The sequence below is a fragment of the Pseudomonas putida genome, from assembly GCA_041071465.1.
Taxonomy (GTDB): domain Bacteria; phylum Pseudomonadota; class Gammaproteobacteria; order Pseudomonadales; family Pseudomonadaceae; genus Aquipseudomonas; species Aquipseudomonas putida_P.
Genome location: CP163498.1, coordinates 3844460 through 3866851, shown reverse-complemented (window position 1 = coordinate 3866851; position 22392 = coordinate 3844460). Strand labels below are relative to the sequence as shown.

The window sequence follows — 22392 nt, the reverse complement described above, 5'->3', positions numbered from 1 at the left end:
ATGGATAGCTTCACGGGAATCTATTGTTCTCCCAGAGCATTTATTGGGAATCAATCATGACCAAGCAGAAAGTACTGATAACAGCGGGAGCATCTGGTATCGGGCATGCGATCGCGCTGGCATTCAACAGCCGCGGCGCCGACGTCACGGTAGTCGACATCGACACTGAGGGCTTAAGCCGCCTCAAATTAGAGCATCCTTCTATCCGCATCGCAGTGTGCGATATAGCTGATCGCAGCAGCCTTGAACTCAGCATTCCAGGCATCATCGATGCCATGGGTGGTTTAGATGTTCTCGTCAACAACGCTGGGGTATCCGGCCCCACCGCTCCGGTTGAGCAGCTTGACCCTGATGTGTGGGACAAGGTCATGCAGATAAACCTGAATGGTACCTTCAACGTTACGCGCCTGGCCGTTCCTGCGCTCAAGCGTTCATCCCGCCCCTCAATCATCAACATGTCTTCTGTTGCGGGACGACTGGGCTACCCCGATCGTTCCCCCTACTCGACCAGTAAATGGGGACTGATTGGTTTCACTAAGAGCCTTTCACGCGAGCTCGGCGCGTATGGGATCCGTGTAAACGCCATTCTGCCCGGAGCTGTCGAAGGGGAACGCTTTGAGAACGTGCTCAAAGGTAGAGCCAGTCTCAGCGGCAACTCCGTGGAGGAAGAACGTAGGAAGGCGCTTTCGGTTCAATCCCTCCAACGCCTCGTGGACCCGAAAGACATTGCAGAACTAGCAGTCTTCCTGGCATCGGACGCAGGCAAGTCAATCTCTGGGCAGCTTTTGCCAATCGATAATGACATGCAGCAGACGATGTGAGGTACGACTATGAGCATGCGAGAAAAACTGATTGGAACCTGGGTGCTCGAAACCTACACAGAATACCCAGTGGACGGATCTGCCCCTGTATACCCCTTCGGTGAACATCCTGAAGGATTCATAATCTACTCGGCAGATGGCTATATGTCGGCTCAGTTGAGCATGCCGAATCGAGCATCGTTTTCATCAGGTGACTGGTTCGAGGGTACTGATGCGGAGTACCGCTCTCAAGGCCTGTCGTACATCTCCTACAGCGGCCCCTTTGATGTAGACGAACACTCGGGTGAGCTCACCCACACCATCGCAGTCTCGATGTTCCCGAATTGGATAGGCCAAGTGCAGCCGCGAACCGTGAAGCTTGTAGGAGATACGTTGGAACTGGGTAATACCAGTCAATATCGGTCGTTAGGACGTGCGGTGAATGCACGGATCCTCTGGAGTCGAGCAAGTCGCATTCTTGGCTGAAGCGCTGAAATACGATTTGGAGTGCACCCTTCCTTTGTCAGGTACGGCTTGGCTTGCACTTCCGGCCTGACGAGGAATTGACTCTGGTGGTTCAGGGATAGGTCGCGTTGTATGGTGCGTTAAGGCGCGGCCTTCGAATTTGACTGACACGCCTGTCAGCTCGTGTATCCTTACAGCTGAGGGCTGCAACTGCGCATCTGTCGGGACTGGGTACCAGCAAAAGCCCCCCGCAACTTTGGCAGCAGAGGAAGCTGGTTTCTCTGAGGTAGTGACGACGGGCATAGCCGGTCGGATTCTGAACCCAAGGTCGCAAGGCTGGGAGCTAAAGGATCGCTGCGACTACCCCTCAAAATTTTCTCGACCCTCGGGACACCAGCGGCGTTCCATTCGCGTCTAGTTTTTTAGGACGATTACATCACCGAAGAAAACCCAGTTCGGGTGGTCGACGTTTTCGTCGATGAACTCGACCTGGGAGCACTCGGCTTCGAGGGTGTCGATCCGGCTGCAACGGGTCGTCCGGCCTACCATCCAGCAATCCTGCTGAAAATCTACATCTATGGCTACCTCAACCGGATTCAGTCCAGCTGCCGGCTTGAGCGCGAGGCAGAGCGCAATGTCGAGCTGATGTGGCTAACGGGCCGGTTGGCTCCCGACTTCAACGAATGCCGACTATCGCCGGGACAACGGCAAAGCCATTCGCAGCGTGTGCCGGCAATTCGTGGTGCTGTGCCCAATCGATCATTGCCATCGACGGCAGCAAATTCAAAGCCGTAAATAACCGCGACCGCAACTTTACCCAGGGCAAGATCAAGGCGCGAATGCAGCACATCGAGCAGAGCATTGACCGCTATCTTGCGGCGATGGATTCGGCGGATCGGGCAGCGCCCGAGGTCGCCGAGGCAAGCAAGCAGCCGCAGGTGGCATTGCGCTCATCAACCGCTGTCGGCTGGCTCAAGGATGTTACTGAGTCGTTTACCGCCGGGTTGATCGGCATGGCGTCTATGCTCTGCTTGGCCACCGTGCTGACCGTTGTTCTCAGTCTGATGGTCAAGCAAAAAGCCTAGGCAGTGAGTTGGGTGTAAGGGAGCAGGCCCATCAAGTGAGCCTGCCACTTTTCACATGTAGAGAAGATCACCCTCATTCTCCCGCCAAGCGTCCAGGTGTCTTTTCAGAGTGCATAAGGAATCCTCATGCTCTGGGAACCGGGCCGGATTGATCGCATCGCAGCGTACCTGGGCTTCGTCAAGACCAATGAAATCTTCAACCGCCTCCCGACTGAACATTTTATGTACCTTGGAAACTCGATCCCTTACCGAATGGCTTTTGCCAGTGCTCATCATGGCCGAGACGATCTTTGCAAAGTCCTCGTCGTCCTTGATGGCTTCTGCCATCCAACGTCGAGGCTCTTCATTGCTCTTCGCGTAATCCCTCCAGCGATACAACAGCGATACAAGGTCGTCCTCTGCGATCAGCGCGACGTCGGCTGCAGCGTGGGCTCTGATGATTTTCACCCAGAGCGCCTTCATCGCCTCCACGGTTCCTTCATCTAGTGCGGGATCAAATTTATCCCTATCACCAGGCTTGTTATCTGCGGGGTCGCTTAAGTGGATAAGCATTGCAGCCACTGATAGCGCTTTGGTCGTGCGGAGCGCCTCCAAAACCAGCCCGCCACGTTCCGCAGGAGGAATCGCTTTGAGATACCAAGATGTTGCTCTCCACGCAGATACGTATGGAGAGCTGAAAGGGTCGCCACGAAACCGTACCAGCTTCTGAGCAATACTGAACATTCCTGGTAGAAGCACCGCAGCATTGTCTGGAGGGAGACGGTCAACGGACTCGTCGAGCCTACTGACCAACGAGGGGAGCAACCCATCAGTTTCGATATAAGCGACGGCAGCGGCTAACTCCTTCTCTGATGCTGTCGCCTCTAAAAACTCCACGAAGCGACGCTCTGATACCTCTCCAAGTGCCGTCTGCAGCTCAAAGTATCTTGGGAAGTAGCGAGACGAACAAACCCGCTTTGCCACCAGCCATTGACTTCGGAACCCACCGTCGTAGTGGGTACCGCCTAGCGCCCATTCGAGCGGTGGGAAGAGTTCCTTGAGCGTGTCACGGGCCACTGACCGGCGCTCCTCCGGCACCTTGTTCAGCAGTTGCTCAACACCTTGCTTTACCACCTCTTGGCGGCGCTCGTTCACAGCATTGCGCTCTTGCAGAACCAGATCCCGTTCTCGGAACAATGCTTCGTGTAGATCTGGCTCGAAGACGCGCAGTGTCTCCAGGACAAGGAAATCCACGATATTCACTTCGAAGACGCTGCCCGAAGCGTGCAGTGGCATATGCACGGTGATAGATGAAAGCAGGCGCTGCGCATCTCGCATGTTACGCAGTCTGGGTTGGATGCAGCCGACCAGAGCGTTGCCCCATCGAACTTGATCAAACCCATTGGCCTCGGTCGCGAGCCATCCGGCTACTTGGGTAAGCTGCTCACCAAAGATCCGATAAACCATGTGCGCTGGCACTGCAGGCAGGTCGAAGCTCGCCTGGACGATTTTTTCAAGGAAGGCACGACCATTGTTGTCCGCCACCGGATCAAGCGCTCGCTCAACAATGCTGGGCTGGAACAGCAACACGAAGACGATGTTCGGCAGGTTAGCGTTGGCCTTGACCTGCCTTACCAGCAGCCGGATCTGATCAGGTTCTAACCGGTCGATGTCATCGACGAAAACAATCAGCGGCTTGGTGAGCTTGCCAAGACGCTTCTCCAGCGCTTCGCGGACCTTGTCCAAGGGTTCGTTGCTCTTATCACGCCCCCAAAATCGCAACACACGGCCAATCCCAGAAGTGACAATCGAAAGGCCAGCCAGTGCCGCAGCAACCACGGCAACGGTTGGGAGATCGAATCCGATAGCTGATGCGGCAACAATTACGGAAGCATTTGTCAATACAGCGGAGATCTGCACATTGGATTCACCCGCTTTTTTAAGTGGAGCACTCGCTCCTTCCAGGATTGCTCCGTAGCGTCTCAGGGCTTCCGCCCGGGCAATTGCAGCTTTGGAATTCTCGCCACCCAATCGATCGGCGATCTGGCCAAAGAGGGCTCTGGAAATAGCGTTGCCATCGCCCCATTGCCAAGGATTGAAATCAAGCCAGTCCGCAGCCTTGTCCTGGGATTCAAGCCTCTCAATCACGAGGTATTTCAGGGAAGACTTACCAAACCCCCACCCACCGCGGATGGCGAAAACACGACCCTCACGTGGACTGAGTTCGGATAGCACATCTGCTATGTGGCTTGCAAAGTCGGCTCGCCTAAGGAGGTCCTCGGATTTCGTCCGGATGGGAGCTTCAGAGCCAACCTCAACGGATTGATGCACTGTAGGTTGCTCAGGGGAGCCTGCATTGTTGCGGGCGGACCACCACGCTCTCAGCCGAGCGATCTTGCCAGTCATTGCCCGGCCTGCCGGTTAGTTGCGCAGGTACGCTCATACCAACGCGACATCTGGGAAACGGTAGGACTGCGCCCCACACAATGACTTGCTCCTTCAACTCCAGTGCTCCGACACATAGCATCCATCCATTCAGCCTCCGAAATGATCCGGCCATCCTAGCCGATCAGCAGCATGGCCAGTGACCTGTTTCGGATTGCCTCATCAGGCTGACCGGTGGTCGAGCCAGCTACTTGCAAGATGGAACCGTTTGATCAAGCAAGGTATGGGTGGATGGTGGCTTACGGCCGTTGAGCTATTACCCCAAGCTAGTTTTTACGACAGTCCAAATCGGCTAGCCTGGCCGCGCAGTGGATTCTAGATATCGCCTACCAGCTCACAGGCGCGAGCTGGTTATGACTACTTCAGCGTCTTCACTCCTCTAGTTCAAAATCCAAGGCTCTCAACACAGCGACAAGGGCTTGATCACAACCTTCGGCAAGGTGAAAGAAATGGGCTCGAAAATTGCCATGGGTAGTTCGGGCTTCTCGAATGGCGACAGCTTTTTTCTCGTGAGTAGCATGACCTCGAATCTCATTGCGTAGCTCATGAAGCCTTCTCATAGGCGCCAGAATTTCCCTGGCATCATCGGCGCTGATCGAGCTTGCCACTAAGATTTCGTACAACAGCTTAAGCGAGCGCCATGTAGACTCGAGAACGCACCCTTTTCCTTCGGCTACTTTGCGCAATGGCTTGTCGAGAAAGCCTTCCACCAAGCATTGATCAAGAGCCATGATTTCATCACCCCATTCCTTGGGTGAATCTGTGGCAGGTGCTAGCACGCTGTCGAGCAACGCCTCTCCGCGAGGGTTCCACCATGCTGGCTTTCGTTTGTCTAGTTCACGCACCTTACGCTTGAGGGAATCCAGCGGCTGATATTCAGTGTACCAATCACCTTCAATATCCGTTCTATATGCTCGCTGAGAGATTGGAGCCTTTGGCCATTCGTTGAAGGCCTTCCAGTACAGCTGCTCATCGTATGGAAGTTTCGAGAGATCCCAGATCCATACATGAACCTGCCCGGCCTCATTGATATCGTAAGACTTCAGAAACCAAGCCCCTCTGCAAGAAATGCTCCGGTCTTCCAGCGTGTATTTTTCCGGATCCCCTTTGAAGCGATTAAGCACCTCTGCCCTGAAAAAAGCCGGCGAAATCTGCCAGGGAAGATCGCTTTCCTCGAAATAACTGACGATGTGCTCGGGGCTGCAAGAGGTCTCGACCTGGCGGTCATTTTTGCGGTCATAGATTTTAAAGACCGCATAATCACGATCTGGATCATCGTCAAAATCCTTGCGCCACACTTCTTCTTGCTCTTCAACCGTGGTCCTTGACCTAACCACCATAGCCCCATTCGCGAAGCTAGCTCGCCTTATCGATCCACCGTGGAAAAACAGATCCGACTCGTCTCGGTGATATCGAGTGGCGCCATGCCAGCTGTCGAAGCTACCCGGCACGTATCTGGTGAAATCAAATTTTAGGACCAACGCCAAGTCCGCAAGGGCCATGTAGTTGTCCAAATCTTTACGAAGAATCGTGACAACCTCGCGACCCTCTATCTGGTCGGGAACTGCCAACGTCAAGATTCTGATGACATCTTCGATGTCGCCATTGTCGTTGAGCCGACAGTACGCTTTCCGCTCTTCGACATAATGGACGTCGAGGCAATGCACGAGCTTTTGGTTAATCTCGATCGGCGTTGGTCCGGTATGAACTCCCTCAAGACGTCGACGGATGACAAGTGGCTCCCCCCCAGCTAAGGCAGATCCGCTGTCATCAGGGAAAGCGGGTTCAATGTAGACGCGGTGTCCTTCACTTGAACTCCAGGACCTTTGAATGCACCAGGTTGCATTGGTAGTTAGCGTAAGATTATGTAGCGCACTCCCATCTGGCGGAGTGACATTGTCAATTGGGGCGAGCGCCCCCACGATGAGCAGGAAGGGTGCACTCACGTAAATCACAATCTCGTCTGATTCCGCGTTTGCTGTTATGTACTGCACAGCCTGCTCAGCATTTACATACCAAGGATCATCCTGGTCTTTCGGAGCCGTCGCCAAAGCAATCAAAGGTTTGGTATCGAAACGACGCATGTCCACTCCCGCAAGCTGGTTGATGATTTCAGGTGTTGGTCCGGTAAGCCTGATCGTGCAAAAAGATGATCGCAGAAGCAGTCATATTCATCGTGTACTTCGCCACGTGCTCCGGCACTACCTTCTGCACCTCCCCGGCCCCATGCGACGTGCTCACTTTGTTACGAAGCGTACCGACGGTCATCAGTGGCTGCTCCCAGAAAGAGTCCATCGCCGTCTTCTCCATAATGGTACGAATAAGCTTGGCTGTTGTGTCTCCCTGGGAATACCCGAAACCCTTCTGGCCGCAGATCACCTTCATGACGCTCTCATAGCTGCTGTTGCACTTGGTGACGCAGTCACCGAATTTTCCGTGCCGAAAATCCTCCAGAGCTGCCATGAACTCGGAATTGGCATTAAGGAAAGCTGGCTGACGTAAAAGCTTCAGAGCGGGCTCAATCGCCGTCTCGTGGATAGCTTGGCTTTCCCTTGGGATAACCTTCGCGTGCACACGAATTCCGGTGAACTTAGTGAGCTCTCCCCTGTACATTTTCTCAGTGGTTTGCCATACCGGTTTCGTAACGAAATAGGGAAGATCGTCAATGTTCAAAAACTCGTTTAAACGATCAATCACAGGCTCATGGTAACCGCCGATGTAATGCCATCCGTCCTGATGGACAAGATACTCAATGGCATCAAGGAAATGAGGGTCACTGCAAGTGTGCAGAAAGCTGAAGGCGTCATCAGCGTAGGAGACGTTCTTGTTTCCAGATAGGTTTTGGCGCCCGGTGAGATAGGAGAGCTTATCGTGTAGAAACTCAAGGGTCTCGACCATTCCGGGGCCCACGTCGCGGATGAGCATGAACGTCCTTTGCCGAAATTGCTCTGTAAGCTGCTTTTTCGGCTGGCTCTGACTATCCTTGCGGCGCGAAAAAACATTGAAAATATTCCCAATCACCGCAGTACCCTGCCTCCGTTTAAAGGAACATCATAGACAGGAAAGATATCCCATTGCCATCACAGTGCTTGTGACCGCTGCTACCGCGAGCCAGCACGGTATGCATGGCTTTAATCACAGAACCCCAAGGAGTCATCAGTGCTAGATCGGATCGCAGAATGGAAGCGGGTTTTTGAGACCGAGGAGAACGCCATCACTAAGGCGTTGAATCAAATGGCGTGGGACATCGCAGCGTATTCATGTGTCGTAGAGATGGTGCGGCAAGCTCCCACGGTCAGCGGTGAAAAACAGCTAAACATTTTGATCATGGACATGCTGGCGAGCGGATTCTGGGCAGGGACGATGCAGGGAATCCGCAGACTCGTGGAAGTCGAACCTATCCGCGGCCCGAGAAGTGTGTGCTCATTAGGTAGCTTGATCGCTGACATCCGCGCCTCGCGTGGAAAGCTCACGCGCCTAGTATACGTCAGGGATATCGCGGAGCTGAACTACAACTACCACAGTACACACGCCGCTTATGACACCTTTGCTACTGAGCAACTCCAACAGGGAAAGCGTTCGTATTGGGTGCCCTCGAAATACCACTATGAGCTCGCGGTTAAGCGGCACGAGGAGTTCGACTGGCTAAGCGGGGTAAGCGCAGGTGCATCCACACCAGATGATCTAATACGAATCGAGGTATTCGACATGCTGGAGTCCCGCCTAGGCCGGCTTTCGTCCGTCATTGAACATGTGAACGTGGATATCGCCCACGCTGCCACTGAGGCCAGTCGTCAAGGGCGCATGCTGGAGCGGTGGGGTCTGGCAGATGCCAAGCAAGCTTTGCGTGAAATTGCAGAAATCGCCCAGGTAGTGGGCTCCTGGTTCTGCTACAGCGGCGCTGGCACTGTTTTGCCATCCGCCAATTTCGATCAGTTCGCTCATTTGGATAGCCCCTTATTCCAAGGTGACCGTGCCAAGCTGCAGGAGGTTTGGACGGACTTTGATCGCGAAGCACAATCATGGCACCTGGTCGATCCCGCAGAGTGGATGCCGAGCCAATAGCGAATATTGAAAGGATCAGAAAGGCGCTTGACCAACCTCGCTAGGAATCCGCTCACTGGAGTACCTCGCACAGGCTGTCGACCTCAGCGCCCGTTAGCTCATTGCGCGCAGCTTTGCCAAATCAATGGATGAATGACTGACCGGACCAAGTCCCTCATGCGTCCTTTGCGCCATACCCGGCATGGCACTTGGGGCATTCCCACTGACCGACAAATCGGAATTCACTAGCCAAGTCGGTCAAGCGCATCTTGCGTTCATCGCTGTCCCAGCAGGCCGTGCAAAAGCGACCGACCTCGCCTTCAAAGGTATACACCCCCTCTGAGTTATAGGTGGGTTTGCCTTTATCTCGCTGCTCGATCAGCTGCTTCAGCCTGACAATCTCCTCTTGCGCCAATGCCAATTTCATCTTCAACTCCCCAGACTCAAGTTTCGCATCAGCCAAGGCACTGTGAAGATCTGCCAGTATCATTTTGAAATCCGCATCTTCAACCTTTTTCGAAAGGTCTCGCAGCTTCCCTGACGCTTCAAGCGCCTGCTGAATCAGAGCCATCAAATCCATAGAAATACACCACCTTGCTTAGTGATATCGGTTGAACGTAGTCAATTGGATGATTGTAGGTGCGAAAGCGAAAAAGGTTGGCCCCTTAGCCGCTCAGCCAGCCTTTATCAGAAGGCCGTGCCTGAAGGCGATCTTGACCATCTTCATCGTGCCGGCGGAAAATCATCGGCGACCTTAATCCTCGAGCTGAGTATGGATGAGCATCGCGATCCACCTGTACGACTCGACTATTTCCGCTTAGTCAAACGCCTCAACGAGCATCTGGCCAGCCTTGGTCAGGAGCGCATAGATGAGGACATACAGGAAGCTTGGGCCGGGTACTTTCAGGAAATGGCCCTCACTCAGGACGAAATCGACACTATCGGCCCTTGGTACAGCAAGCATTACTCCATTAGTCTCTCAATCCCTTCGCTGCGTCAGTGCGTGGAGCATCTTCGCCGACACTCCACCTTGCCAGACCGGCGTATCACTGGCGGAACCGAAAGCGATGCGGTCGCCATCCTAGAAGCATGCGCAGCACTGGAGCTCGATAGATATAGGCTTTCCGACGCGCTTTTCCAGGCTGCCGCATTGGTTCATCACGCGGCCTATCGTGTGGATCTTCCAAACATTGATCCAGAATACATCCGGCAGGAGATAGAGGGCCGCGCACGGCTCGCAGATTACTTCTCTCGTGACATTCTCAATGAGGCCCAGAAAGGTGTTGGAGCCGCAGCCAAACTAGGAAGAACGCTTTTTCCACGACATTGAGCATCATGATGCCCCGACCAAGGCGACTGGTACGCTTGGGCGAAAGACTCATTTTTTCTGTCACGGCGTGCGATACGAGACGACTTAGCGAGCAGCCACCGCCGGTCACTTAAGCCTGCGTCGCGATGCCCGTTATAGATTGGTGTGGGCCGGTGAAGATGGGCCGGACCTAAGTGATCCGGCTCAAGCTTGAGCACTAGAAATACAAGAGTGGTGTGATCAGAAACGATAATCGACCCTGAGGCTAGCGCTGCTGGGAGCACCAGGGTAGCTGGAGTTGTCGCATCATGAACGACGGATGGTGAGTGGAGAGCTAGACGCGTACGCGAGCAACAATGACCTTTCGAAATCGCAAGTTCGAACGGGGCGACATTGAAAACTGGGCGTCAGCGTAAGCGGAGCCTCAAGGCTCGTCGGAAAACTGCTAGATTCCTCACTCGGGCACTTAATGCTCCGAATGCAAACGATAAAGTACCTCTTCAAAGCCGTGCGTGCTTCGAGCAGCGGGATCAGGATAGTAATAAACCCTTCCATCCTGGAGAGTGAACCTTACAGCTCCTTCCAGTTGGTTTTGCGCAATCTCTGTAAGAGCATTCATTTCCCATCCCTTGCCTCCTCTTAACCAGCCAGGAGAAACGAGCTGAAGGGATTCCAACGACATCCCCTCCTGACCCGATTCAATCCATGTGATGAGGGATGGTAGAGAATCGATAAACACCGTAGTGCGGGTATCAAAGCCCTCATCACATGTCACCACAGTGGCATGGAACCACGGTGACATTTGAGGCTTCAGCATGACGTGCCACCCACGCTGCCCTGGCTCAAGAAGTGCTGCCAGACCTTTGACCTCCGCCCTGCTGTCGGAAACGAACATAACAATGCCTCAAAATGAACAGTATACTGTGTAGCGATATACTGTTCAAAACGGCTTCATCGTTCCTTTTGCGGATTGAGCAAATGGAACTGAAAAAAGCTTTCGGAAAGGTGTTTCGCTGGTTCCGGAAAGAGCGCGCGATCAGCCAGGATGATTTATCCGAGGTTTCCGGCCGAACCTATATCAGCTCACTCGAACGTGGCATGTATTCTCCGACGATTGAAAAGCTCGACGCCTTGGCGCCGATGCTGCACATTCATCCAGTCACCCTGCTGGTATGCACTTATGCCGAAAGAGAGGGGGTCTCGACCGAGCTTTTGCTAAAACGGGTGCAGGAAGAGATCAATCTGTCGGAAGCGCCTTGGAAATCATCCAACTGACGATGAGTGCCGCATGCCGCTGGGCTTGCAGCGCACAAGTGTAGAGTGCGACACGCTTACCCCCACCAAACAGCAATTCACTCCGAGCATTTCGGTATCTGGCCAACCGCCTGTCGCATTCACAATTCAACATCAAAAAACGTTAGGTCCCATAAGGCACTGAGCCTCATGGCATTTTCTTGAAGTAACGGTTAACGACGCTCCGGAAGAAAGGAGTGATAAACGTAGCAGGTGTTCAGGAAGTTATCGCGGGGTGTCTGTAACAGGGGATGTGTACAGCCTGTACCGGCTTTATCAAAGGGAAGGCGGCACAGCCTCGGCAGGCTGTGCATCCTGCTGCACCTGAATCGGCGCAGCCTCCACGGGCGGTGCGACCGGCTGCGAACCCTGACTGTCATCCACCACCGGTGCCGCGACTGCCTCACTTGCCGGGGAAACAGCCGCAGGCGCGGGTGCAGCTTCCTGGGCAGGGGCAGGCGCCACTGGGTTCGCCGCAGCCTGCTCGGGCAACCCCAGGTCAACCGCCGGCTTTTCAACCTTCGGCACTGGTGCGTCGACCTTGGCCTTTTCGACCTTCTTCGGTTTGGGCAAATAGCTCTCCACCAAGGCGAAATAGCGGTCATAGAACTGCGCCGCAGTCACGGTCTCGCTGGCTACCTTGACCATCGAGTCGTCACTGGAGCCGATCGGCATCGACACCGACCCCAGCACGCCCACACCCAGGCTGGCGGAGGTATTGGACTTTTTCAGTGCATAACGGTCCTGCAGGGCGTTGGCGAACATGGTCGAGCGCTGTTCGTCGCTCACATCCGGCGCGCAGGTGACGTTGAAGCTGATCTGCAGGTGGTTCTCGCTGTTCTGCTGGAAGCTCTTGTTGCCCACCACCTGGTTGGCACCGCTGCTGGTAATGATGTACCCCTGGCTGAGCAAGGCACGCCTGGCCGCCTCGCAAGAGCCAGCATCGCTCACCGGAAAGCTGCGCGAGAACGTACCTGAGTCATCGAAGTTTTCGTGCTCATAGACGGCCGCTTTTTTCGAGGAACAACCGGTCACGCCCGCCAGCACCAGGGCCAGCCCGAGCGCACCAAAGACGGAAGATCTGGTCATTGCGAATTCCGGGTATGTCGAGAAGGTGCCTATTGTGCAACACAGCAGGCAGGCACAGGAACCGCTGGTCGGTGAAGAACCTGTCAGGTTGGTGTAAATCTGGGTAAAGGCAGGCAATTTACCAGGCGCCAGAACGAAAAAAGCGACCCGAAGGTCGCTTTGACGTTGCTTCAAGGCGTTCATGGGGCCTTGAGGCGAAGATGGCGCAGCGGACGGGACTCGAACCCGCGACCCCCGGCGTGACAGGCCGGTATTCTAACCGACTGAACTACCGCTGCGTATCATTCAGGCTTGCGCCCGATTGAAACCTGGGTCTACCCTTGCGCCGCAATGGCATCGGGCAGGCACAAAAAAAGCGATAACGTGATCGCTTCTCTTGTGTTTGCTTCAAGGTGTTCTAGGGACCTTGAAACGAAGATGGCGCAGCGGACGGGACTCGAACCCGCGACCCCCGGCGTGACAGGCCGGTATTCTAACCGACTGAACTACCGCTGCGTATCGTTCAGGCTCGCGCCTGATTGAAACTGGGATCAGCCCAAGGCATTTGCCTTGTGGCTTCAGACCGGTGCCAGGCACCCATCTGTTACTGAAAAATGGCGCAGCGGACGGGACTCGAACCCGCGACCCCCGGCGTGACAGGCCGGTATTCTAACCGACTGAACTACCGCTGCGCAGTGCGTTCCTCTCTGGCTATCGACTTCTTGCGAACCCGATGCTTTAGGAACATCTCAGGAAGTGGTGGGTGATGACGGGATCGAACCGCCGACCCTCTGCTTGTAAGGCAGATGCTCTCCCGGCTGAGCTAATCACCCTCGCGATGTTGCTTGTTGCGTTTGCTTCGCTGAGGCCGCGAAATTTACGCAGATGGCGGAGCTAAGTCAATAGCCCCATTGAATTTTTTTCAAAAAAGACAAAAGCGGCATAGGTTGGACGGGAAGCCTCAGGTGTAGATCATCTTGCGGGTCATGCCGCCATCGACCACGAACTCCTGGCCGGTGACGAACGCCGCCTGGCGCGACAACAGCCAGGCAACCATGGCCGCCACATCTTCCACCGTCCCTACCCTCCCCGTCGGGTGTTGGGCATGATCGGCCTCGGTCAACGGCTCGGCACGGCGCTGCGACGGGTCACGGGCATCGATCCAGCCCGGGCTCACCGCATTGACGCGAATCTCCGGGCCCAAGCTCATGGCCAGAGCATGGGTCAAAGCCACCAGGCCGCCCTTGCTTGCCGCGTAAGCTTCGGTGTCGGGCTCGGACTGCCGCGCCCGAGTAGACGTCAGGTTGACGATCGCCCCATTGTGCGCACGCAGGTACGGCGCACAATGCTTGGCCAGCAGCATCGGGCCGTTGAGGTTGACCGCCAACACCCGGTTCCATTGCGCCAGGCTCAGGCTTTCGAGGGTCTGGTTGTGCGGGTTGGCAATGGCCGCATTGCACACCAGCGCGTCCAGCCGACCGAACTGCCCGAGCACTTCGGACACCCCGGCACTGACCTGGGCCTCGTCGGCAACGTCCATGGTGATGAACCAGGCGTTGTCACCCAACGCCTTGGCCACCTTGGCGCCGCGCTTGCGGTCCAGGTCACTAAGCACCACCTGCCAACCTTCGCAGATCAACCAAGCGGCAATGCCCAGGCCGATGCCGCGCGCGGCACCGGTGACCAAGGCTACCCGGCCATTGTGGCCTGGGGTACTGCCGCTGATTTCGATCACAGTGCAGCCAGCCCGCGCGCCAGGTCGGCTTGCAGGTCGGCCACGTCTTCCAGGCCTACGGCAACACGGATCAGGCTGTCGCGGATACCCGCAGCTTCACGCTCCTGCGGCGACAGGCGACCATGGGAGGTGGTGGCCGGGTGCGCGATGGTAGTTTTGCTGTCACCCAGGTTGGTGGTGATGGAAATCACCCGGGTGGCATCGATGAAGCGCCAGGCACCCTCTTTACCGCCTTTGACTTCAAAGCTGACCACCGCACCAAAACCGCTCATCTGGCGCTTGGCCAGTTCGTGCTGCGGGTGGCTCGGCAGGCCTGCGTAATGCACCTTTTCCACGCCTTCCTGCTGCTCCAGCCATTCGGCCAGGGCCTGGGCGCTTTCGCAGTGCGCACGCATGCGCAGGCGCAACGTTTCCAGGCCCTTGGTGAAGATCCAGGCGTTGAACGGGCTGAGCGTCGGGCCTGCGGTACGCAGGAAACCGACCACTTCTTTCATCTGCTCGGCACGGCCGGCGACCACACCGCCCATGCAGCGGCCCTGGCCGTCGATGAACTTGGTGGCCGAGTGGAACACGATATCGGCACCCAGTTTCAGCGGCTGCTGCAGCGCCGGGGTGCTGAAGCAGTTGTCCACTACCAGCATGGCGCCATGGGCATGAGCGATTTCACTGAGCGCGGTGATATCGACCAGCTCGGCCAGCGGGTTGGACGGCGATTCGACGATCAGCAGCTTGGTGTTGGCCTTGATGGCCTTCTCCCAGCCATTGAGGTCGACCAGTGGCACGTAGTCCACTTGTACGCCAAAGCGCTTGAAGTACTTCTCGAACAGGCTGATGGTGGAGCCAAACACGCTCTGCGACACCAGTACATGGTCACCGGCGCTGCACAGCGACATGACCACGGCCAGGATTGCCGCCATACCGGTGGACGTACCCACGGCCTGCTCCGCGCCTTCCATTGCAGCCAGGCGCTCCTCGAAGGCACGCACTGAGGGGTTGGTGTAGCGCGAGTAGACGTTGCCCGGCGTTTCGCCGGCAAAGCGCGCAGCAGCATCAGCCGCTGTGCGGAACACATAGCTGGAGGTCAGGAACAGCGCTTCGCTGTGTTCGCCTTCCGGTGTACGGTTTTGACCGGCGCGCACCGCCAGGGTGTCGAAACCGACACCCTCGAGGTCACTGTCCAGTCGCCCGGCATCCCATTGATCCGTCATGCCGTCGCTCCCAAAATCAGTTGTTGTAGAGGTCGATGATCGCGCTGACGGCCTGGTTCTTGACCTTGGCCAGGTCATTACGGGCCTGCTCGATACGCTCGAGGTAGGCTTCGTCGATATCGCCGGTGACGTACTCACCGTTGAACACCGCGCAATCGAAATGATCGATCTTGATCTTGCCGCCACCGACCGAGTCGATCAGGTCTGGCAGATCCTGATAGATCAGCCAATCGGCGCCGATCAACTCGGCCACCTGTTCGGTGGTACGGTTGTGGGCGATCAGTTCGTGAACACTCGGCATGTCGATGCCGTAGACGTTGGGGTAGCGTACTGCAGGGGCTGCGGAGCAGAAGTAGACATTTTTGGCGCCGGCTTCGCGGGCCATCTGGATGATCTGCTTGCAGGTGGTGCCGCGCACGATCGAGTCGTCCACCAGCATCACGTTCTTGCCACGGAATTCCAGCTCGATGGCGTTGAGCTTCTGGCGCACTGACTTTTTGCGCGCGGCCTGGCCGGGCATGATGAAGGTACGGCCGATGTAACGGTTCTTGACGAAACCTTCGCGGAACTTGACGCCCAGGCGGTTGGCCAGTTCCAGCGCAGCAGTGCGGCTGGTATCCGGGATCGGGATGACCACGTCGATATCATGCTCAGGGCGCTCGCGCATGATCTTGTCAGCCAGTTTTTCACCCATGCGCAGACGGGCCTTGTACACCGAGATACCGTCAATGATCGAGTCCGGGCGGGCCAGGTAGACGTGCTCGAAGATGCACGGCTGCAACTTCGGCGCTTCGGCGCATTGCTTGGTGAACAGCTGGCCTTCTTCGGTGATGTACACCGCTTCGCCCGGCGCCAGGTCGCGGATCAGGGTAAAGCCGAGCACGTCCAGGGCCACGCTTTCCGAGGCGATCATGTATTCCACGCCTTCATCGGTATGACGCTGGCCGAACACCACCGGGCGGATGCCGTGGGGGTCGCGGAAGCCGACGATGCCGTAGCCGGTGATCATCGCCACCACGGCGTAACCGCCGACGCAGCGGCTGTGTACATGGGAAACCGCCGCGAACACGTCTTCTTCGGTTGGCTGCAGCTTGCCACGCACCGCCAACTCATGGGCGAACACGTTCAGCAGCACTTCCGAGTCGGAGTTGGTGTTGACGTGGCGCAGGTCGGACTCGTAGATCTCCTTGGCCAACTGCTCGACATTGGTCAGGTTGCCGTTGTGGGCCAGGGTGATGCCGTACGGCGAGTTGACGTAGAACGGCTGGGCCTCGGCCGAGGTCGAGCTGCCCGCCGTCGGGTAGCGCACGTGGCCGATACCGATGCTGCCCACCAGGCGCTGCATGTGGCGCTGCTGGAACACGTCGCGCACCAGGCCATTATCCTTGCGCAGGAACAACCGGCCGTCATGGCTGGTCACGATACCGGCAGCGTCCTGGCCGCGGTGCTGGAGGACCGTAAGCGCGTCATACAGCGCCTGATTGACGTTCGACTTACCGACGATACCGACGATGCCACACATGCGACGCAACCCCTACTTTGACGAAACTTGAGTGAATAGCGCTCAGGGCTTGGACGGCCCGAGCAACTGTTCCTTGAACGGAAGATCAGCGGGAGCGCTGATCAACCCACTGGGCGACCACTGACCGGTGAAACCCAGAATCAGGTTTTTCGACCAATCGGCGACCAAGAGAAATTGTGGTATCAGGCGTGATTCCTGCCACCAGGTGTCCTGTTGAACCGGCCCCAGGCTGATCAGGCCTATGGCCACCACTACCAGCAAGGCCCCGCGCGCGGCACCGAAGGCCATGCCCAGGAAACGATCGGTGCCGGACAGCCCGGTCACGCGGATCAGTTCGCCGACGAGGAAGTTGACCATGGCCCCCACCAGCAAGGTGGCGACGAAAAGAATGGCGCAGCCAGCGATGACGCGCATCGATGGCGTCTGGATATAGCTCTCAAGATACACCGAGAGCGAACCGCCGAACATCCAGGCAACCGCACCGGCAATGATCCAGATGAGCAAGGACAAGGCCTCTTTGACGAAGCCGCGCTTGAGACTGATCAGTGTGGAGACGGCGATGATCGCAATGATCGCCCAATCAACCAAGGTAAATGCCACGGTGCTGCCTGCAGACGTTTGAGGCGGCGCATTTTACCAGAGCAGAGGGCTGGGAGTAAGCGGAATGTCGGGGATTAGCGCCACCTGGGTGTGGGAGCGGCCTTGTGTCGCGAAAGGGCCGCAAAGCGGCCCCAGCAGTTCTGGCTGTACTGCAGAGATCTTAGGGGCCGCGCAGAAGCCTACGGCCTGAATTAGCTGCGTTCTGGCTGGAACCTCACCACAAAGCCCTTGAGGCTGTTCTGGCGATTGATCGCATCACGCACGCGCTCGGCTTCGGCCCGCTCGATCAACGGCCCGACATACACCCGGTTCATGCCACCCGCCGAGCGGATATAAGCGTTGTAACCCTGGCTACGCAGCGTTTGTTGAAGTTTTTCGGCACCGGCACGGTTTGACAGGCTGGCCAGCTGGATCGACCAGCTGACTGGCAGACCATTGACGTCGATCTTCGAAGGCGCTGCCGGCGCTGGGGCTGCAGCGGCCTTGGCCTCGACCTTTGGCGCTGGCGCGGGTGCTTGCGGCTTGGGCGGTTGAACCTGTGCCTGAGTCTGTGGTGACGGGGTAATGGGCTGGCTGGGCGTGCTCGCCGGCGCAGTGGCTTCATCGATCACCACCGGCGCCTGCTGAGGCGCCTCCGGGATCACCTGCGGTTGCGGCACGGCAACCGGCTCCACCTTCACTTCCGGCAGGCTGGGCATGGCCGGTGCCTGCGGGGTTTCGACGTGCACCTGGCGCATCTCGTCCTCGCGGCTGAACAGCATCGGCAGGAAGATCACCGCCAGCGCCACCAGCACCAGCGCACCGACCATGCGCTGCTTCATCCCTTTATCCAGCACTGCCATCTACTCCACCCTCCTGGGCATGCCGCTCCAGCCATTCCAGCGCCTGGGCGACACAGAAAAACGAACCGAACAGCAGGATCTGGTCATCCGCCGTCGCCTGCGCGCATTGCCCTTCAAGGGCGGCGTCGACGCTGGCATAAGACTTCACTGCGGCGCCATGGTTCGTCAAGGCCGTGGCCAGTTCCGCAGCCGGGCGGCTGCGCGGGGTGTCCAGCGGCGCCACTGCCCATTCGTCGACCAGGCCCTGCAGCGGCGCGATAACGCCGCCCAGGTCCTTGTCGGCGAGCAAGCCGAACACCGCGAAACGGCGCCCATTCAGCGGACGGGCCGCCAGGCGGCGGGCCAGGTACTGCGCCGCATGCGGGTTATGCCCGACATCCAGCAACAGCTCAACTGGCTTGCCCTGCCAGTTCAGCTGGCGGCGGTCGAGACGCCCGGTGATACGGGTATCCAGCAATGCCTGGCGAACCTGCGCCGCATCCCACGGCAGCCCCATCAACAGGTAAGCCTGCAACGCCAACGCGGCGTTTTCCATGGGCAGGTCGAGTAAAGGCAGGTCACTCAGCGCTACCTGCGCACCATTGGCCGCGGTACCACGCCAGCTCCAGCTGCCATCGGCGCTGGCCAGGTCGAAATCACGACCGCGCAGGAACAGTGGCGCGGCCAGTTCGCCAGCCTTGTCCAGCAACGGCCGTGGCGGGTCCAGGTCGCCGCACAGGGCCGGCTTGCCGGGGCGGAAGATGCCGGCCTTCTCGAAGGCCACAAGCTCGCGGGTATCGCCCAGGTAATCGACATGGTCGACGCCGATGCTGGTCACCAGGGCCAGGTCGGCGTCCACCACGTTCACGGTGTCCAGCCGGCCACCAAGGCCCACTTCCAGCACCACGGCATCCAGCTGCGACTGGTAGAACAACCAGAACGCGGCCAGCGTACCCATCTCGAAGTAGGTGAGGGAAATATCGCCCCGCGCCGCCTCAACGGCGGCGAAGGCTTCGCACAAGCGCTCATCGCTGGCTTCTTGGCCCTCGATCAGCACCCGCTCGTTGTAACGCAACAGGTGCGGCGAGCTGTACACGCCGACCTTGAGGCCCTGGGCACGCAGCAACGAAGCCACGAAGGCGCAGGTCGAACCTTTGCCGTTTGTGCCTGTTACCGTCACCACGCGTGGCGCCAGCTTGCCCAGCGCCAGCCGGGCAAGCACCTTCTGCGACCGCTCCAGGCCCATGTCGATGGCCGAGGGGTGCAACTGCTCGAGGTAGGCGAGCCATTCGCCCAGGGATCGTTGTTTCATCACGCGACGGCAGCCGCCTCACGCGCTTGCTCCGGGGTGTCCTGGCCGGTCATCTGCGCCAGCAGGCGGGCCAGACGCGGGCGCAACTCGCCACGGGAGATGATCAGGTCGATGGCACCGTGCTCCAGCAGGAACTCGCTGCGCTGGAAGCCTTCTGGCAGCTTCTCGCGGACGGTCTGTTCGATCACGCGCGGGCCGGCGAAGCCGATCAGCGCCTTTGGCTCACCGACGATGACATCGCCGAGCATTGCCAGGCTGGCAGAGACACCACCGTACACCGGGTCGGTCAGCACCGAGATGAACGGGATGCCTTCTTCGCGCAGGCGTGCCAGCACGGCCGAGGTCTTGGCCATCTGCATCAGCGAGATCAACGCCTCCTGCATGCGCGCACCGCCCGAAGCGGAGAAGCAGACCATCGGGCAGCGATGCTCCAGGGCGTAGTTGGCCGCGCGCACGAAACGTTCGCCGACGATGGCGCCCATGGACCCGCCCATGAACGAGAACTCGAAGGCGCTGACCACGATCGGCATGCCCATCAAGGTGCCACTCATGGAGATCAGCGCGTCTTTTTCGCCGGTCTGTTTCTGGGCGCCGGTCAGGCGGTCCTTGTACTTCTTGCCGTCACGGAACTTCAAGCGGTCGACCGGCTCCAGGTCGGCACCCAGTTCGGCACGGCCTTCGGCGTCGAGGAAGATGTCGATGCGCGCACGTGCGCCGATGCGCATGTGGTGGTTGCACTTGGGGCAGACATCCAGGGTCTTTTCCAGCTCCGGACGATACAGCACGGCCTCGCAGGACGGGCACTTGTGCCACAGCCCCTCAGGCACCGAGCTCTTCTTCACCTCGGAACGCATGATCGAAGGGATCAGTTTGTCGACTAACCAGTTGCTCATGCTTTCTTTCTCCAGTATTGGCAGGCGGGGGGCGGTGTCGCCGGCCCTGCCCTGCCCTTGAGCTCAAAATCTTTTACAAAACGATGGTGGACCGGCCGCCGGGGCTTCCAGCGCGCCACTCCACCGCTAATGTGTTTTCTTGCCGCCATAAGCGCTGGCGGCGGCCCCGCAGGGCTGCGAAAGCTATGGACGATGGCGCGCAGCCAGCCGTCACATCTGCCATCACGCCTGCTTCACCGCTCGCATGAACGCCTCGATCTTCGCCGCGTCCTTGATGCCCTTGGCCTGTTCGACGCCGCCACTGACATCCACCGCATAAGGCCGTACCTGGGCAATGGCCTGGCCAACGTTATCGGCTGACAGCCCGCCCGCCAGAATGATCGGCTTGCTCAGGTGCGCCGGTACCAGTGACCAGTCGAACGCTTCACCGGTTCCCCCAGGCACGCCCGCCACGTAGGTATCCAGCAGAATACCGCGGGCACCTGCGTACTGCTTACAGGCCGCCTCCAGGTCGTCGCCAGGGCGCACACGCAGGGCCTTGATCCAGGGGCGGTGGTAGCCTTCGCAGTCCTGCGGGGTTTCGTCGCCGTGGAACTGTAGCAGGTCCAGCGGAACCACTTCGAGGATCTCGTTCAGCTCGCAGCGCGAGGCATTGACGAACAACCCGACCGTGGTCACGAACGGCGGCAGCTCGGCGATGATCGCCCGCGCCTGGCGCACGTCCACCGCCCTCGGGCTTTTGGCATAGAAGACGAAGCCGATGGCATCGGCACCCGCTTCGGCGGCGGCCAGCGCATCTTCGATGCGGGTAATCCCGCAGATCTTGCTGCGAACATAGCTCATGGAACGCGAACCCTGGTTATTGCGGCGAAAGGCCGGATGTTAGCAAATGGCTTTTCGCCCGTCAGTCTGCCAACGCCTCGTAACCGCTCAAAAAGTGTGGGCCGATGTAACGCTTGGGCAGCGCAAATTCCTCGGGGTACTCCACCTGCACCAGATAAAGCCCGTACGGGTGGGCGGTTACCCCACCTTCGCGGCGGTTACGCCCTTCGAGCACCTCGCGCGCCCAGGTGACTGGGCGCTCACCGGCGCCAATGGCCATCAGCACACCGGCAATGTTGCGCACCATGTGATGCAGAAAAGCAGTGGCACGCACGTCCAGCACGATCATCTGGCCATGACGGGTAACGCGCAGGTGGTAGATGTGCTTGATCGGTGACTTGGCCTGGCACTGGCTGGCGCGGAAGGCGCTGAAGTCGTGGGTGCCGAGCAGAAACTGCGCGGCCTCGGCCATGCGCTCGACGTCCAGCGGACGGTGGTTCCAGGTCACTTCCTCGGCCAGGTGCGCCGGGCGGATCGGGTCGTTGTAGATGACATAGCGGTAGCGCCGGGCGCAGGCCTTGAAGCGGGCATGGAAGTCGGCCGGCATTGGCTGCGACCAGACAACGCTGATGTCGTGCGGCAGGTTGAAGTTGGTGCCCATGGTCCAGGCGCGCTCGTCACGCACGGCACGGGTGTCGAAGTGCACGATCTGCCCGCTGCCATGGACCCGGCGTCGGTACGCCCGGCGCAAATCACCGAAATCGGCTCGTTGGCAACCTTGGACAGGGCTTGTTCCAGGGCCTGCTGGACACTCGGTACACCGCTGGCCTGGCGCTGCCAGCCGCGGTAGCGCGCGCCCTTGTATTCCACGCCCAGGGCGATACGGGAGAAGCCTTCGGCCGCGGATTCGGCGGTAGCGGTGTCGATGATGTCCAAGCGCATGAAACCTGTGGGTGTACGGAATGGCGGGGATTATAACGACAACGGCAGC

General features: G+C 58.2%; 19 protein-coding genes, 4 tRNA genes and 2 pseudogenes. 6 read left to right on the top strand and 19 right to left on the bottom strand.

Features of this window, described 5'->3' with window-relative positions:
* The first annotated feature begins 56 nt into the window (after positions 1-56).
* From AB5975_17905 to AB5975_17895, 3 genes and pseudogenes are all read left to right on the top strand, one after another.
* On the top strand, positions 57-821 hold the full coding sequence (locus AB5975_17905; GenBank protein XDR18506.1) for an SDR family oxidoreductase: 765 nt from the start codon (positions 57-59) through the stop codon (positions 819-821).
* Positions 822-836: 15 nt separating this feature from the next.
* Entirely contained in the window at positions 837-1286 is a 450-nt protein-coding gene (locus AB5975_17900) for a lipocalin-like domain-containing protein (protein XDR18505.1), read from the top strand.
* A gap of 351 nt (positions 1287-1637) precedes the next feature.
* Positions 1638-2182, top strand: a pseudogene (locus tag AB5975_17895) (transposase).
* 219 nt (positions 2183-2401) lie between these two features.
* Here AB5975_17895 and AB5975_17890 read toward each other — a convergent pair.
* From AB5975_17890 to AB5975_17880, 3 genes are all read right to left on the bottom strand, one after another.
* A complete protein-coding gene (locus AB5975_17890) occupies positions 2402-4735 on the bottom strand; it encodes a P-loop NTPase fold protein (protein ID XDR18504.1) in 2334 nt (777 codons plus the stop codon).
* 410 nt (positions 4736-5145) lie between these two features.
* Complete coding sequence (locus AB5975_17885; protein XDR18503.1) at positions 5146-6858, bottom strand: hypothetical protein; 1713 nt, start codon at positions 6856-6858, stop codon at positions 5146-5148.
* 28 nt (positions 6859-6886) lie between these two features.
* Positions 6887-7699: an abortive infection family protein gene (locus AB5975_17880; protein ID XDR18502.1), complete on the bottom strand. Its 813-nt coding sequence runs from the start codon at positions 7697-7699 to the stop codon at positions 6887-6889.
* A 234-nt stretch (positions 7700-7933) separates the two neighbouring features.
* Between AB5975_17880 and AB5975_17875 the strand changes: the two genes are divergently transcribed.
* Positions 7934-8839, top strand: a complete 906-nt coding sequence (locus AB5975_17875) for a hypothetical protein (GenBank protein XDR18501.1) — start codon at positions 7934-7936, stop codon at positions 8837-8839.
* Between the two features lie 154 nt (positions 8840-8993).
* Here the strand turns inward: AB5975_17875 and AB5975_17870 are convergent, their stop codons facing one another.
* Positions 8994-9398: a hypothetical protein gene (locus tag AB5975_17870; GenBank protein ID XDR18500.1), complete on the bottom strand. Its 405-nt coding sequence runs from the start codon at positions 9396-9398 to the stop codon at positions 8994-8996.
* A 192-nt stretch (positions 9399-9590) separates the two neighbouring features.
* Here AB5975_17870 and AB5975_17865 point away from each other — a divergent pair, with 192 nt between their 5' ends.
* Positions 9591-10148 (top strand): hypothetical protein, encoded by a 558-nt coding sequence (locus AB5975_17865; GenBank protein XDR18499.1) that lies wholly within the window; start codon positions 9591-9593, stop codon positions 10146-10148.
* A gap of 445 nt (positions 10149-10593) precedes the next feature.
* On the opposite strand, the gene AB5975_17860 is transcribed toward AB5975_17865, so the two are convergent.
* Entirely contained in the window at positions 10594-10944 is a 351-nt protein-coding gene (locus AB5975_17860; protein ID XDR18498.1) for a hypothetical protein, read from the bottom strand.
* A gap of 161 nt (positions 10945-11105) precedes the next feature.
* Here AB5975_17860 and AB5975_17855 point away from each other — a divergent pair, with 161 nt between their 5' ends.
* Positions 11106-11402, top strand: coding sequence for a helix-turn-helix domain-containing protein (locus AB5975_17855; protein XDR18497.1), 297 nt, complete (start codon positions 11106-11108; stop codon positions 11400-11402).
* 294 nt (positions 11403-11696) lie between these two features.
* Here the strand turns inward: AB5975_17855 and AB5975_17850 are convergent, their stop codons facing one another.
* The 14 genes and pseudogenes from AB5975_17850 to truA form a co-directional block, all read right to left on the bottom strand.
* A complete protein-coding gene (locus AB5975_17850; GenBank protein XDR18496.1) occupies positions 11697-12509 on the bottom strand; it encodes a DUF2242 domain-containing protein in 813 nt (270 codons plus the stop codon).
* 201 nt (positions 12510-12710) lie between these two features.
* Positions 12711-12787 (bottom strand) — tRNA-Asp (locus AB5975_17845).
* 140 nt (positions 12788-12927) lie between these two features.
* Positions 12928-13004: transfer RNA gene (locus tag AB5975_17840), tRNA-Asp, on the bottom strand.
* A gap of 99 nt (positions 13005-13103) precedes the next feature.
* Positions 13104-13180 (bottom strand) — tRNA-Asp (locus AB5975_17835).
* Positions 13181-13245: 65 nt separating this feature from the next.
* Positions 13246-13321: transfer RNA gene (locus AB5975_17830), tRNA-Val, on the bottom strand.
* 128 nt (positions 13322-13449) lie between these two features.
* The gene (locus AB5975_17825; protein ID XDR18495.1) at positions 13450-14223 is read right to left on the bottom strand and encodes an SDR family oxidoreductase; all 774 of its coding nucleotides are present in this window, start codon (positions 14221-14223) and stop codon (positions 13450-13452) included.
* Entirely contained in the window at positions 14220-15431 is a 1212-nt protein-coding gene (locus AB5975_17820) for an O-succinylhomoserine sulfhydrylase (protein XDR18494.1), read from the bottom strand. The genes AB5975_17825 and AB5975_17820 overlap by 4 nt, the downstream gene beginning before the upstream one ends.
* A 16-nt stretch (positions 15432-15447) precedes the next feature.
* Positions 15448-16953 (bottom strand): amidophosphoribosyltransferase, encoded by a 1506-nt coding sequence (purF, locus tag AB5975_17815; protein ID XDR18493.1) that lies wholly within the window; start codon positions 16951-16953, stop codon positions 15448-15450.
* A gap of 42 nt (positions 16954-16995) precedes the next feature.
* The gene (locus AB5975_17810) at positions 16996-17553 is read right to left on the bottom strand and encodes a CvpA family protein (GenBank protein XDR18492.1); all 558 of its coding nucleotides are present in this window, start codon (positions 17551-17553) and stop codon (positions 16996-16998) included.
* Between the two features lie 191 nt (positions 17554-17744).
* Positions 17745-18395, bottom strand: a complete 651-nt coding sequence (locus AB5975_17805) for an SPOR domain-containing protein (GenBank protein ID XDR18491.1) — start codon at positions 18393-18395, stop codon at positions 17745-17747.
* Complete coding sequence (gene folC, locus AB5975_17800) at positions 18379-19686, bottom strand: bifunctional tetrahydrofolate synthase/dihydrofolate synthase (GenBank protein ID XDR18490.1); 1308 nt, start codon at positions 19684-19686, stop codon at positions 18379-18381. Before folC ends, AB5975_17805 begins: the two co-directional genes overlap by 17 nt.
* On the bottom strand, positions 19686-20579 hold the full coding sequence (gene accD / locus AB5975_17795; protein XDR18489.1) for an acetyl-CoA carboxylase, carboxyltransferase subunit beta: 894 nt from the start codon (positions 20577-20579) through the stop codon (positions 19686-19688). Before accD ends, folC begins: the two co-directional genes overlap by 1 nt.
* 222 nt (positions 20580-20801) lie before the next feature.
* Positions 20802-21422, bottom strand: coding sequence for a phosphoribosylanthranilate isomerase (locus AB5975_17790; GenBank protein XDR18488.1), 621 nt, complete (start codon positions 21420-21422; stop codon positions 20802-20804).
* Positions 21423-21483: 61 nt separating this feature from the next.
* Positions 21484-22343: pseudogene (gene truA, locus AB5975_17785) on the bottom strand (tRNA pseudouridine(38-40) synthase TruA).
* Between the last annotated feature and the right edge of the window lie 49 nt (positions 22344-22392).